This is a genomic window from Lysinibacillus sp. fls2-241-R2A-57 (assembly GCF_030209535.1).
Lineage (GTDB): Bacteria > Bacillota > Bacilli > Bacillales_A > Planococcaceae > Lysinibacillus.
In genome coordinates this window covers 19226-33636 of sequence record NZ_JARVRU010000047.1, presented here as the reverse complement: position 1 = coordinate 33636, position 14411 = coordinate 19226, and the positions used below count along the sequence as shown (strand labels likewise).

Annotated in this window: 11 protein-coding genes, 1 other RNA gene and 1 pseudogene; 11 read left to right on the top strand and 2 right to left on the bottom strand. The window is 37.4% G+C overall.

What is annotated here, in order from left to right; translation table 11 throughout:
* Nucleotides 1–86 precede the first annotated feature (86 nt).
* From QRN68_RS10150 to QRN68_RS10135, 4 genes are all read left to right on the top strand, one after another.
* Nucleotides 87–470: a YppE family protein gene (locus QRN68_RS10150; protein WP_285396764.1), complete on the top strand. Its 384-nt coding sequence runs from the start codon at nucleotides 87–89 to the stop codon at nucleotides 468–470.
* On the top strand, nucleotides 445–2712 hold the full coding sequence (locus QRN68_RS10145; protein ID WP_285396763.1) for a DEAD/DEAH box helicase: 2268 nt from the start codon (nucleotides 445–447) through the stop codon (nucleotides 2710–2712). Before QRN68_RS10150 ends, QRN68_RS10145 begins: the two co-directional genes overlap by 26 nt.
* Nucleotides 2713–3001: 289 nt before the next feature.
* Nucleotides 3002–4261 (top strand): phage tail protein, encoded by a 1260-nt coding sequence (locus tag QRN68_RS10140; protein ID WP_350224346.1) that lies wholly within the window; start codon nucleotides 3002–3004, stop codon nucleotides 4259–4261.
* A gap of 726 nt (nucleotides 4262–4987) precedes the next feature.
* Entirely contained in the window at nucleotides 4988–5188 is a 201-nt protein-coding gene (locus tag QRN68_RS10135) for a cold-shock protein (RefSeq protein WP_285396762.1), read from the top strand.
* A gap of 42 nt (nucleotides 5189–5230) precedes the next feature.
* Here QRN68_RS10135 and QRN68_RS10130 read toward each other — a convergent pair whose 3' ends face one another.
* Nucleotides 5231–5752, bottom strand: coding sequence for an SHOCT domain-containing protein (locus tag QRN68_RS10130; protein ID WP_285396761.1), 522 nt, complete (start codon nucleotides 5750–5752; stop codon nucleotides 5231–5233).
* A 100-nt stretch (nucleotides 5753–5852) separates the two neighbouring features.
* Nucleotides 5853–6164, bottom strand: coding sequence for a hypothetical protein (locus QRN68_RS10125; protein ID WP_285396760.1), 312 nt, complete (start codon nucleotides 6162–6164; stop codon nucleotides 5853–5855).
* Nucleotides 6165–6627: 463 nt separating this feature from the next.
* On the opposite strand from QRN68_RS10125, the pseudogene QRN68_RS10120 reads away from it, so the two are divergent.
* From QRN68_RS10120 to QRN68_RS10090, 7 genes and pseudogenes are all read left to right on the top strand, one after another.
* A pseudogene (locus tag QRN68_RS10120) lies at nucleotides 6628–7089 on the top strand (Zn-binding domain-containing protein); the annotation flags it as partial.
* Nucleotides 7090–7095: 6 nt separating this feature from the next.
* The gene (locus QRN68_RS10115; protein ID WP_285396759.1) at nucleotides 7096–8352 is read left to right on the top strand and encodes a ribonuclease H-like domain-containing protein; all 1257 of its coding nucleotides are present in this window, start codon (nucleotides 7096–7098) and stop codon (nucleotides 8350–8352) included.
* Between the two features lie 121 nt (nucleotides 8353–8473).
* Nucleotides 8474–8770 (top strand): cell division regulator GpsB, encoded by a 297-nt coding sequence (gene gpsB / locus QRN68_RS10110; protein WP_285396758.1) that lies wholly within the window; start codon nucleotides 8474–8476, stop codon nucleotides 8768–8770.
* A gap of 60 nt (nucleotides 8771–8830) precedes the next feature.
* An RNA gene (rnpB, locus tag QRN68_RS10105) (RNase P RNA component class B) lies at nucleotides 8831–9211 on the top strand.
* 296 nt (nucleotides 9212–9507) lie between these two features.
* The gene (locus QRN68_RS10100) at nucleotides 9508–11253 is read left to right on the top strand and encodes a putative bifunctional diguanylate cyclase/phosphodiesterase (RefSeq protein WP_285396757.1); all 1746 of its coding nucleotides are present in this window, start codon (nucleotides 9508–9510) and stop codon (nucleotides 11251–11253) included.
* A gap of 3 nt (nucleotides 11254–11256) precedes the next feature.
* Nucleotides 11257–12393 (top strand): THUMP domain-containing class I SAM-dependent RNA methyltransferase, encoded by a 1137-nt coding sequence (locus QRN68_RS10095; RefSeq protein WP_285396756.1) that lies wholly within the window; start codon nucleotides 11257–11259, stop codon nucleotides 12391–12393.
* A gap of 85 nt (nucleotides 12394–12478) precedes the next feature.
* The gene (locus QRN68_RS10090) at nucleotides 12479–14386 is read left to right on the top strand and encodes an ATP-dependent DNA helicase (RefSeq protein WP_285396755.1); all 1908 of its coding nucleotides are present in this window, start codon (nucleotides 12479–12481) and stop codon (nucleotides 14384–14386) included.
* The last annotated feature ends 25 nt before the right edge of the window (nucleotides 14387–14411 follow it).

Sequence of the window (14411 nt, the reverse complement as noted above, 5' to 3'; positions counted from 1 at the left end):
AGATAAAATTCGAACTTCTTTTTAGAGGTTAACGAAATTGTCAGCTAGTTACGATAATATTGTAATTGATGAGATGAGGTGCGGAATTGTTATTAATACAGCAAACTTCCATATTAATAGATGAATGTGAAAAATGTGTTTCACGCTTTTGGCAAATGCGTGAGGAGGATCGTACTCCAGACTTTTTTACGGATGTTAAGCCACACGCTGATGTTATTCACCAGCTTTTAAAGGAATGGCAGCAAGAGGCGAATATGTGGATTCAAAAAAATCGACCCAAATATATGCATGCACAACAAATTGCTTCAGTGGTTGAATCGATGGAGCAATTTGTTGTGCAATCCTTTTATAAAGAAACAAGTAAAAAACGTTTTTTAGATGCGATTCATTCAACCTCTTATACGTTAAAGATTTTTGATCAGTTAGTGAAGGAGGAGCAAACGGATGTTATCGAAAAAAAGGACCATTAGTGAATTGTTAAACGAGTGGAGATATGACGAGGAATTAAAGGAACGTATTTTACATTGGCAAACGCTTGATGGGCGTGAAGCTAATTATGCACTTTTCCCGGGAAATTTACATCCTTCACTTGTAAAGGCTCTTCAAGCAAGAGGGATAGAACAACTGTATACCCATCAGCGTCAGGCATTTGATTATGCAATGGAGGGTGTTTCCTTTACTGCCGTTACACCAACAGCGTCTGGAAAATCATATTGCTACCATTTACCGGTACTTCAAAAAATATTAGAGGATAAAAATGCGCGGGCTATTTATTTATTCCCAACGAAAGCTTTAGCGCAGGATCAAAAAAATGATTTAAATGAATTAATCGAACAAAGTGGTGAGGAAATTTTAAGCTATACGTATGATGGTGATACTGCGCCTGGTATTCGCCAAAAGGTTCGTAAGGCAGGGCATATTGTGATGACAAATCCGGATATGCTTCATTCAGGGATTTTGCCACATCATACGAAATGGGTTTCACTATTCGAAAATTTGCAGTATATCGTCATTGATGAGTTGCATACATATAAAGGTGTGTTTGGTTCTCATGTTGCGCATGTTATTCGAAGGTTAAAACGTATTTGTGAATTTTATGGCAGTAAGCCGGTTTTCATTTGTACGTCAGCAACCATTAAAAATCCAAAAGAATTAGCTGAAGCTTTAACGAATGAAAGCCATGCTCTAATCGCCGATTCCGGAGCGCCAGTTGGAAAAAAGACATTTCTTTTTTATAACCCACCCATCGTCCATAAAACATTTGGCGTGCGTCGAAGTGCTGTTTTGGAGGTGAGTGACCTTGCCAAAAGATTATATACAGCAGGTATTCAAACCATTATTTTTGCTAAAAGTCGTGTACGTGTAGAAATGATTGTGACGTATTTAAAGGAGCTAACACGCAATAAGCTTTTGGATGAATCGGTGCGCGGTTATCGAGGGGGGTATCTGCCTTCTGAGCGACGTGTTATTGAGCGAGGGCTTCGTGACGGTACTATTCAAACGGTAGTTAGTACAAATGCCCTTGAACTGGGCGTCGATATTGGTCAATTACAAGCATGTATCATGACAGGTTACCCGGGAAATATCGCAAGTGCCTGGCAACAAGCAGGTCGCGCTGGACGTCGTCAGGACGAGGCGCTAATTATTTATGTAGCGCAATCAGCAGCACTCGACCAGTACGTCGTGAACCATCCTCTCTTTTTACTTGGCAGTGCACCTGAGGAAGCCCGTATTTATCCTGAAAATATGCTAATTTTAATGGATCATTTGAAATGTGCAGCGTTTGAGTTACCATTCTCCTCGCACGATACGTATGGTGAATATGAGATTCAGGAACTACTTGAATATTTAGCGGAGGAAGGCGTTGTTTTTAAAACGACTGAGAAGTGGCATTGGATGAGTGACCGTTTCCCAGCACATGACATTAGTCTTCGTTCGGCTTCACAAGAAAATGTTGTTATCATTGATTTGACTGTCCCTGCGCAGACAAAGGTAATTGGTGAAATGGATCGCCATAGTGCGATGACATTATTACATGAAGAGGCAATTTATTTGCATCAGGGTATTCAATTTCAAGTTGAAAAGCTGGATTGGGAAGAGAAAAAAGCGTATGTACGTGAAGTAGATGTCGATTACTATACAGACGCGAATCTAGCAGTTGAGATGAAAGTGTTAGAGGAAGATCGAAGTCGAGATTATAAGGGTGGTATCATAAGCTTCGGTGATGTAGGATTAGTCGCGCAGGCAACGATATTTAAAAAAATAAAGTTCAATGGAAATCATGATAATATAGGTTCGGGTCCAATACATTTACCACCCGACGAAATGCATACAAGTTCATCGTGGCTATCGTTCAATAATTCAACACAGTGGTCTGAGGCAGAGCTTACAGATGCTATGGCTGGTGCTGCATACGCGATGAATGCTTTCATTCCAATATTCATTCAATGTGACAGTAGCGATGTAGCTGTGGTACCACAAGTAAAGGCCTCACATAATGAACTGCCAACATTCTTTGTTTACGATAAGTATCCGGGCGGAATCGGACTAAGTGAAAAGGTGTACGATTTGTGGGAGGAGCTATTGATTAAGACATTGGAGCATGTAGCGGGCTGTGCTTGTGAATCAGGCTGTCCATCTTGTATAGGAGCTCAAGATAGCTTGCAACAAGCGAAGAAAAAAGTAGTAGAGCTTCTTCGGATTTTAAATTAGAGCACAAAGAAGGCTTGAAAGGAAAAAGTCTAACACTATTCCTTCAAGCCTTCTTCTTTTATTAGTTTATAAATCATTTTACGATTAATGCCTGTAAGTTCTTCGACATTCTTTGACCTATCTTATCACTTTAAAGATACGACTTATGGTGGTACCCACTCTAGTCAGGAGTTTGTAAATTACTTGTTTGCTGGTACCGGATGGGTTGTTACATGTGATTTTACTGAAACGGCTACAATTACAAAATTCGGTTCAAAGAACATCATCCAATGTGTAAATCAAATATGCGATGCCTTCAACTATGAATTTGAGATTCTTACAAATAAGCGAGTGCCATTTTAGTAAATCATTTGGTCCAGACAACAATGCACAGTATCGATACGGTCATAACATTAAGACACTTAGCAGAAAAATCGCCACGACCCATCTGCGAACACAAATCACAGCTACAGGGAAAGATGATTTAACAGTGACTTATACATCACCGAATCACACGCTATGGGGCATCCGTGTAGCTGATCCAATAAGTGACGAGCGATTTACACACGCAGATAATTTGTTGAAAAAAGCCAAAGATTCACTTATTGACTATCCAGAGGTTGGCTTTGAACTTGATACACTCGAATTGTTAGATAAGGCTTTAGGTGAAAAGGTTTGGCTGATTTACGAGCCAATAGATGGGTTAGAGCTTCAGACTCGAATTCTTAAGCGAATTTGTGTAGTAGACGAAATCACAGACGAGTTAAAAACCATTGAAGTAACGCTGGGCAATTCATTACCACGATCAATGTCCGATAACGAGCTTGATGGAGAAGAGGATCTTGCTGATACAAAAGAAGAGCTAGAAGAAGTAATCGACGAAAGCAAAAAAGAATTTAGGTCAGCCATCACACAAACGGATAACCGTATAACGATTGAAGTTGAACAGTTAAATAAATCGATTGCTAGGATTGATGTAAAAGCTGATAGCATCAATATGTCCGTAAATAATCGAATTACGAATGAGATGACTGCTATCAACATTCGAGCTGATCAAATCCAATCAACGGTAAGTTCTCAAGGCGCTCAGCTCCATGGTGTGGATACCAGAGTAGCGAATGCCGAATCAACAATCACCCAGCAAGCTCATCAAATCTCGCAAAAGGTAAGTACTACGGATTATAACGGTAACACAATATCTTCGCTGATTAATCAGACTGAATCTGAAGTACTGATTAGGGCAAGTAAAATTAAATTTGTTGGCGAGATTTATGCTCTTTCAGACATCAGTGGTAACTTAGGTACCATCCATTCAGGGAATATTAATATTCAACAAGATATCCGAGTAGGAAACAACATCTACATGCAAGAGGGAGATGTGTACAGTTCCAAATCTATTCGGTTTACTAACGACTCCTATTTAACAAATAGACAAGGTCATATGATTTTACAAAGTAATAACACTGTAGCAGTAAACAGTTTATCTGAAGTGCAGCTTTATGCACCTACAATCAGTGCTAATGCCTATCAGTTATACGGATTAGCTGGTTCAGCCACTCCTAACTTGTAGAGCAACTGAACGAATTTGTATCTAGTGTTTCTGAAAATCTAAATGACAACTATTTTTCTTCTTCAGATGAGAGAAAACAGGACCTTCGAATTTTAATTGACAAAGGTTTTATCGAAAATTTAGGAGACATTGCTTTTTCGCAATTTCCAAAAATCAATAAATTTGATTGGGCAAGAGAGAACAAATATTTAATATGTTGTTATCTAGAGGAATATAATTTTAATGAAAATGTTGTAAGAGCTTTGTACACTGCATTTTCGGGTGCATACCATCCTACCCAGTTAGGGAAAGCATTGCTCAGTTTATTTGATAAACAACCGAAGCTATATTCTGAATATTTGAAGACGGCAGAATTACATGACGTAGATATCCCGCAATACTTTAAACAGAATGATTGTTAATTAATGAAAAAGCATGCCATCAGGGCTAAGTTCGGTCCGACTTCGCTTTTAAGAGCTATTTTTACTGATGCTGGAACAGCCTTAAAAGTCATTAAAATTGTTGATGGTCATTTAGCTTAGCTAATAGTTAATAAGTTTGCTTTTACACTAGACAAATAGGTTTTTTTAACATATAGTTGATGTAATAGAATCGTTTGCAAGGGAACAATGAATTCACATATTACAAAGAGTAATCGTGTTTTGTTAGATACTTTTTGTAATATGTGAATTTTTTTCTTTTGAAGTAGTATGATTTTATTTAATACAATTAATGGAGGTCATTTAAATGGCACAAGGAACAGTGAAATGGTTTAACGCAGACAAAGGTTTTGGTTTCATCGAAATGGAAGGCGGTAAAGATGTATTTGCTCACTTCTCAGCTATCCAAGGTGATGGATTCAAATCACTTGAAGAAGGTCAAAAAGTTGAATTCTCAGTAGAAGAAGGCCAACGTGGACCACAAGCTGCAAACATCGTAAAACTTTAATTTTTAATGAAGAAAACCACTCTTTAGTTGAGTGGTTTTACTTTATATTCCTAATAGTTGTTTTTTCTTATCATCAAATTCTTCTTGAGTTAAAATACCAGCGTCCATTAGCTCTTTTAACTTAATTAGATCATCAGTTGGGATTGTTGTTGTTGTTGTGGAGAATGTGACAGCTTCTTCTGTAGTTTCCTCTTCTTCAGCAACAATTAAAAGTGAAAGCTTCTCGAGATCCTTCTTGTCACATTTAATAACTAAAGGTACCTTATCTCCGTTCACTCTTTTAAGGAAAAGAGTTGCTACAGATTTATCCTTCCCAATATTAGCACCCATTGCCCTAGCAATTGCTCCTACATTACCTAATGTACTTCCAATTAATGACCATCCAGCAATGTTAAGCGCGCTCTTCTGGATGTTTTCAACACGTTCCCATTTGATTAATTTAAATGTTTCGGGTGCTTTATAATTTACTGAAATTTCGATAGTACCGGGTTTTGTTTGTGTCAGTTTAAAAACACTACCTTGATCTATTAATTGTTCTTTGCCATTAAGAATTTCAATGTTCATTTTAACAGGCTTCATGACACGAACAACTTTTCTTTCCTCAGTTTCAACTTGTGGGGCAGGTAGTATATTTAATTTTTCCTGTAAGTTTTGTAAAAATAATTTACGAAAATAATTTGCTATTATTACTAGTTAGGATATTTATCTGAATTTCTTCAGAACCGTGTTGAAACTTTATTTCAGTAGAATTAATTTTATTATTAACAATGGGTTTTAGCATATCTGAATAGCTATAGGTAACAACTTTTTTCTGTTTATCTGTAGTCAGGAATCTACTTGAAGTCAGTACCCCAAGATATTGTTTGAGTCCACCAAGACCTCTTACGAGAATAGCTGCATTTTCAATGATTTCATCTTGTTCAACAATCTCGCCAATCATTTTAATTTCCTTTTGAAATTGTTTAGAACCATCCAACCTTCAGGTTTTTAGTATTCTTTTATTTGCTCAGTCGCATACATTGAATAGTCACCTTTCCTGTCTGTATTTTCATGCTTAAACTATACCACTTTTAGGGTAAACAAACTTTTGAAATTAGGGGCAACAAAGTCCAAAAAGGCAACAAATGTTAGTGCTTTAAAGTGCTAAAGTAGGTAAACAAAGACAACAAGGGTAAACAGACTTTGTTGCCGTTTCTGTGTGCACTAAACCCTTGAGGTCAAAGTATTCACTTATATAAGTAAACAAAGTAAACAAATAATATCTATTGAGTGTATTTATATAATATAGGTGTATATACCATATATAATATATGCCTAATACGCCTAATACGTATATACTATATACATGAGTACAAATTTGTTGCCCATAGCTGTAAATCCAGCTATCTTCATCATTGGAGACTTAACTATATTTTAATAGTGATTCACCTAAGTTAAATAAAATGCGCTTCGGATCGCACGATAATATCGGTTCTGGCCCTATTTATCTACCACCGGATGAAATGCATACAGGTTCATCGTGGCTATCATTCTCTGCACCGGAAAAATGGTCGGAGGCAGAGCTTACGGACGCCATGACTGGAACTGCCTATGCGATGAATGCGTTCATACCTTTGTTTATACAATGTGATAGTAGTGATGTAGCAGTGGTACCACAGGTAAAGGCAACTCATAATGAGCAACCTACGTTCTTTGTTTATGATAAGTATCCAGGTGGTATTGGTTTAAGCGAAAAAGTTTATGAATTATGGGAAGAGCTATTAGCGAGGACAGAACAGCATGTAGCAGGCTGTGCTTGCGAATCAGGCTGTCCATCATGTATAGGAGCTCAAGATAGTTTACAGCAGGCGAAGAAAAGGGTACTACAAGTATTAGCAACTTTACAGGCAGAAAATGAGTGAAGGTAAATGTCTTACGAAAATAAAATACTACAAATGAAAAAAATGCTCGGTAAAAAAACGACAACCACTATAAAAAAAGAAAGTAAACCTACTTATCAAAGACCTGCTGCTCCAAGCTATACTGAGCAGTGGAAAAAGGCGGGACTGACAGTTGTAGAAAATGAATTTGGTATAGTTTTTAAACGACAGGTGCGTTTTCCGTTTAATTATCAGCATGGTCATTATAAGCTGCAGTCATTTTTTGATGCATTAGTAAAATGGCGAGAGGCTCAGTTTGAACATCCATATGCACTAGAGATGAATGAAAAGGTATTGTTTTTTGATACGGAAACTACTGGTTTAAAAGGTGTAGGTACACAAATTTTTCTTCTCGGTTTTTTAGAAGTGTCTGAGGAAGAAGAAAGCTTTATTTTAACGCAGTATATTCTTGCTGACCCTGATCATGAGGCAGCGTTACTTTTTGAATCAAAGCTTTGGCAAAAAACAGCGACGGTTATTACCTACAATGGAAAAAGCTTTGATTGGCCGCAACTTGAAACACGTTGGACGCTCCACCAAAAAGAATTGCCTAAATTACGTACACAGCGGCAAATCGATTTGTTGCATAGTTCCAAGCGTTTATGGAAAAATGATATGGAACGAATGAAATTAAAATCTGTGGAAGAAGAGAAGCTTGGCTTTTCCCGCATTGGAGATATTCCTGGCTATCTAGCACCTATTATTTATTTAGATGCCATCAAAAGTGGTGTTCCAGATGCACTTATGAAAGTTCTTCTTCATAATGAATGGGATTTACTTTCATTAATAACGCTTTATATCCATTCGACGAACTTGCTGTTTGAAGAGACAAGTGAAGAATCTGCAAAAACGTTCACGAATATCGGAAAATGGTATGCTGATTTAAAGGAAAGTTCACAGAGCGTAAAGGTTTTAGAAAAGGTTACGACCCAATTTAATGAACTTGAAGCAGGTAATGCTCAGTATTATTTAGCAATACAACATAAAAAAAATAAAAAGTTTAGTGAAGCAATCGATGCTTTTGTTGCTTCTCTACATTTTGTTGAGCCACGAAAAAGATTACATGTATTAGAACAGCTAGCCATGATATATGAGCATCAAATAAAAGATTATGAACAGGCCCTTTTTTATACGCAAGAAGGCATACAATTAATAAAAAAGAATGAGCAATGGAGAGTGGAACAAAAGCAGAAATGGGAAATTTCTTGGGAAAAGAGGTTGCACAGATTAGGAAATAAGAAATAATTTCCCGGGTAAGTGCAAGAAACGACAAGTTTAGCCTTACATTTGATAGTTTCAGACGATATAATGTGATGAAGTGTGCTATAATAAAATCGTGTATGTAGTGTGAGGAAGGGCGATGTAAATGGACATAAAATTAACGTCAAAAATGATCCTTGAAAAGGAATTTAAGAAAAACTTTAAAGGCTACAATGTAGAAGAAGTCGATTCATTTCTTGATGAAATTATTCAAGACTATGAAACGTTTGAAAAAGCAGTGGCCCAACTACGTGAAGAAAATAAACAGCTAAAAGAAGAAGTTGATAATACACCGAAGAGACAACCTGTCGCAGCTGCAACATCTGGTACGACAAACTTTGATATTTTAAAACGTCTTTCAAATTTAGAAAAACACGTATTTGGTAGTAAGTTATACGAATAATTTTTATCAAATATATTGTATTTATCATAAAACTCTAGTATAATCTTTTGTGTCATCATAAAATTCTGGTAATCGCTGCGGCGCTAGACGTCGTAGAGGAAAGTCCATGCTCACACGGTTCTGAGATGACCGTAGTGTTCGTGCTTACTGAAAAAATAAGGTAAGGCAGCTGTAAAGGCTGACGGCGGAAGGAAAACCTAAGTCTTATTGATATGGTTGAAACTTCCTGAAAGTGCCACAGTGACGTAGCTTGCTTGGAAACATGCAAGGTGGAACGAGGTAAACCCCACGAGTGAGAAACCCAAATTATGGTAGGGGCACTCTCTTGAAGGAATTGAACGGATAGAGGGACAGAGTTCGCTCTGTAGATAGATGATTACTACCCGGTCGTACGAGGCGTTAGCTGTTTGAGTACTCGGGAACAAAACATGGCTTATGGAATTTTTTGATGCTTATCTACGAAATAACAAGCGCTCTCCAATTTGGTGGAGAGCTTTTCTTTTGAATTCAATAAGAAAAAGTGTTACTTATTGATCATGTCTAGACATGCGCGATATACGTTTGAGAATAAGGCAGTATACTGTTGGTCATGCCTCTGTCACTACGATTTTAAACATAAACATCTAAAAAACAGATATCGCAACGATGTACATATTTGTCTACATATGAGTAGACTTGCGCAAATGCGCTTTTCTAAAAAATGAGGGTAGTAATGAGAGATAGGATGGAGCGGAAACATGAACGGATTGAACGATTGGAATGGTCTCGATAAGTTAGATTCTATTTCCAAGTATCCTATTGCCTTAATGACGAAAATTTTCGAAAATGTATCTGAAGGCATCATGATTACAGATAAAAATAAAAAAATAGAAATGGTCAATCCTGCATTTGAATTCGTAACTGGTTTTAAGCGTGATGAAGTGATGGGCAAATCGCCAGCGGTTCTACAGTCAGGTGTACATGAATTGCAATTTTATTTAGATATGTGGCAAAAGATACGACAAGAAGGCATTTGGCAAGGGGAAATATGGAATCGTCGTAAAACCGGAGACGTATATCCTGAATGGTTAACCATTGTCGGTGTAGCTAATGATGAGGGAGAGATTACAAATTACTGTGGTATTTTCACAGATTTGTCTGAAAGAAAAATAGTAGAAAATGAACTAGAAAAGAGTTTATTAACTGACTCATTAACGGATGTATCAAATCGATTTGCATATATTGAAAGAATGGATAATCTGTTAGAATCGACTTCTACTATTTCTCATTCAGTACAGCATGCAGTCTATTTTTTAGATTTAGATAGATTTAAGCAAATTAATGATACTTTAGGACATACAATCGGAGATACCATTCTAGTAGAAGTGGCAAAGCGCCTAAAAGCATTGTTAAAAAATAAAGATATCATTGCAAGGATTGGCGGCGATGAGTTTATTATTACGTTAACAAACGTGAAAAGTGCCAAAGAAGCCGCAAACTTTGCTGAACAAATTATTGGGACTATTGAACAGCCTATGGATATTAATGGTCAGGACATTTTTATTTCTACTAGTGTCGGTGTCAGCATGTATCCAGCAGATGGCGAATCAACGGAGCAATTGATTCATAGTGCTGACAAGGCAATGACCTATTCCAAAAAGAACGACCTTAATGGCTATGCGTTTTATTTTGATGAATTGAAGACGGACTCTCAGCGTGTTTTATTATTAGATACAGAACTACGGAGAGCAATAGAAAATCGTGAATTTGAGCTTCATTTCCAACCTAAAATCTCTGTGGAAAATGAAGAGATTCAAGGCGTAGAGGCACTTGTTCGTTGGAATAGTGAAAGTCTAGGATTTGTTTCTCCAGCAGAATTTATTCCTTATGCTGAGGAAACAGGATTAATCATTCCTTTAAGCGAAGTGATTTTGGAAAAAGCTTGTGAGGCAGTTATTGAGATGCGTCAATGTGGTTACATGACTCCAGTTGCCATCAATATTTCAAGCATTCATTTTAAGCAACAAAACTTTTTAAGCACTGTTCAAGCGATATTAGAGAGTTATAACACGCCTGCTAACAATTTTGAAATTGAAGTGACAGAACGTACTGTGATGAACAGTGCAAATGAAACGGTTAGCAAACTTATGCAACTTAAGAAAATGGGCTTTAAAATTTCTATTGACGATTTTGGGACAGGCTATTCGTCTCTTAGTTATTTAGTTCGCTTCCCCCTTGATTATTTAAAAATCGATCGAAGCTTTATTCAGCATATTGGCTCACTCGACGAAAAACAGGCAGTAGTGGATGCGATAATTCAAATGTCGCATCGCCTAAAAATGAAAGTTGTTGCTGAAGGTGTAGAACAAGCACAACAAGTGGATATACTACGTAAAATGAACTGTGATATAATTCAAGGCTATTATTACAGCAAACCGTTGCCACTTCACGAACTTATTGAGTTTATGGAGTATTGGGAAATTGAGCATCAAGGAAGGAAATAATATATGGCAAACTATAAATTAGTAGCAACTGCTGCAATGGGATTAGAGTCAATTGTGGCACAAGAGGTAAAGGCACTCGGCTATGAAACAACAGTCGATAACGGCAAAGTATATTTTGAAGGTGACGAAACGGCCATTGCACGAACAAACCTATGGCTACGTGTAGCAGACCGAGTGAAAATTGTTGTAGGACAGTTCCCGGCTAAATCTTTTGAACAGTTGTTTGAAAGTGTAAAAGCTCTACCTTGGGAAAAATACTTACCAGTTGATGCAGCTTTCCCGGTATCAGGGAAGTCTGTTAAATCCAAGCTGTTTAGTGTGCCAGATTGTCAGGCAATTACTAAAAAAGCAATTGTAGAGCGCATGAAACAGCATTATAAGCGTTTAGGATTTTTAGATGAATCCGGTGCAACCTATAAAATTGAAGTTTCAATTTTAAAAGATGTGGCTACACTTACTATTGATACATCAGGTGCGGGCTTGCATAAGCGTGGTTATCGCCAAGCACAGGGCGAAGCACCTTTAAAAGAAACATTAGCAGCGGCACTCGTACAAATTTCAAAGTGGAATCCGAATCGACCGTTCGTTGATCCATTTTGTGGTTCTGGCACAATTGCATTAGAAGCAGCGATGCTTGGACAAAATATTGCACCGGGCTATAATCGTGAATTTATTTCAGAGAATTGGCCATGGATGAAGGCAAAAATTTGGGATGCCGTGCGAGATGAAGCGGATAGTTTAGCGAACTATGATCAACCATTGGAAATTTTTGGTTCTGATATCGATCATCGCATGGTGAGTATTGCACAAGAAAATGCAATAGAAGCGGGCTTTGGTGATATGATTACGTTCAAGCAAATGCAAGCACGTGATTTTACAACACAGCTAACAGATGGTGTTATGATTGGTAATCCACCATACGGGGAGCGTATTGGTGACATTGAGGTCGTGGAGCAGGTAATCCGTGATTTAGGGAAAGTCATGAAAAACTATCCGACTTGGTCTGTGTATATGCTATCCTCAATGAAAAACTTTGAAGAACTGTACGGTCGACAATCGACGAAGAAGCGTAAATTATTTAATGGCTTTATTGAAACGAATTATTATCAATTCTGGGGACAAAAGTCTAAAAGAGATTAACGAAGGATAACGGAAGATAAGATTTTTTCTTATCTTCCGTTTCGTCGCGTATAATAGGAGCAGATAGTTAGAGGGGGAACGTCAATTGCGTAAATCTTTACCATTTGTATTAACGAAGGACCGTTCATTTTTTGAGTCATTAGGTGACTGGATGGGGGACGTCCTTTACGATGAATTACCTGAAAAGGGCTTTGAATGTCGTGATGAGCAAATTTTTATGGCCTATCAAATCGAGCAGGCCCTAAAAGAGAAAAATGTGCTTTTTGCAGAGGCGGGGGTAGGGACTGGGAAAACAATTGCCTATTTACTACCAGCTGTATCCTATGCACGTTATACTGGTAAACCAGCCCTTATTGCATGTGCAGATGAAACTTTAATCGATCAGCTAGTAAAAGAGGGCGGAGATATTTATAAATTACAGAAAACATTAGGTCTAGAAATTGATGTCCGCTTAGCAAAATCAAGAGACCAATATTTATGTTTAAAGCGCTTTGAGGAAGCTGAAAAAGTTGAAACAGATGAATGGATCGATGATATTGCGTTTTCTATACCTGATGGAGTATATGCACAGGGCTCGATGATTGCTATACAACCGTATGGAGAACGTAGTGATTATCCAACTGTCAGTGATGAAGATTGGCAAAAAGTAAACTACAACTCCATTATGCAGTGTTCAGTATGTGATCTGCGTAATCGATGTGGGCAAACGTTACATCGTGCACATTATCGTAAATCAACTGACTTAATCATTTGTTCACAAGATTTTTTGATGGAGCATTTAGCTACAAAAGAGTCTCGTGAACGTGAAGGGCAATTAGCTTTATTGCCTGAGGTATCAATGATTGTGTTAGATGAAGGTCATTTATTAGAATATGCTGCGCAAAAAGCAATGACGTATAAAGTACAGGCGACAACAATTGTTCAATTGTTAGAGCGTTTAATGGTAGATGGTGTGAGAGAACGTACATTATATGCAATGGAAAAATTACAAGATGACCATGAGCTATTCTTTGACCAGCTGCGAGATGATCTAGTAGCTTCTGAAGAAGAACGTAAACGTATTAATAAATCGCCAAATCTCTTGAAATACGGTAAACAACTGATTGATGATGTGGAAACATTACTTGAGGAATTAGTTTTTGAATCTGAAATGTATATGATTCCAGAGTATGAATTGAATATGGCAGAGGAATATTTGGAACAATACGAAGCATCTTTACGTATTTTCATAGCGCAAGGAGATGCAGTCGATTGGTTAGAGGAAACTGATGGTGAAGAAACGCTCGTCATTATGCCGCGTCTTATTACAGAAGTTTTAGCAGAAAAATTATTCTCTAAAAAACTTCCGATAGTATTTTCTTCAGCAACTTTATCAGTCAATAAAGATTTTTCATACATTGCCTATAGTTTAGGAATTCGTAATTATCAATCGTTTTCTGTGCCTTCTCCATTTGACTATGAAGAAGTTATGCGAATTTATTTACATGAGCTTTCTCAAAAAGGCAAAACGGCGCGTGTTCAACAGCTATTACGTGATGGTGAAAAAACGTTAATTTTATTTAAATCAAAACAAGCAATGTTAGATTTTAAAGCGGAGTTACCTCTTATGGAACGGATGTATGTAGCATTTGAGGGAGACCGTGAACTATCGGGAATCGTACGTGATTTCCAAGAAGGCGCTATCAAAACATTATGCTCCTATCATTTATGGGAAGGTCTAGATTTGCCAGAGGAGGCATTAACGCGGGTTATTATTTATGATTTGCCTTTCCCTCCGCACGATCCATTATTTGATGCGAAACGTACATTTGCTGAAAATCCATATGAAGAAGTTGAATTGCCATTCATGCAGCTTCGTTTACAGCAAGGAATGGGGCGTTTAATTCGTACTTCTAACGACCATGGAGATATTCATATTTTATTGAATGAAGAAGAAGCAAAGCGACAAGAAACATTTGAAAATATATTAGCTGTAACACCAGAAATAAAATAGAAAGAAGCGAGGTTGCACCCATTGC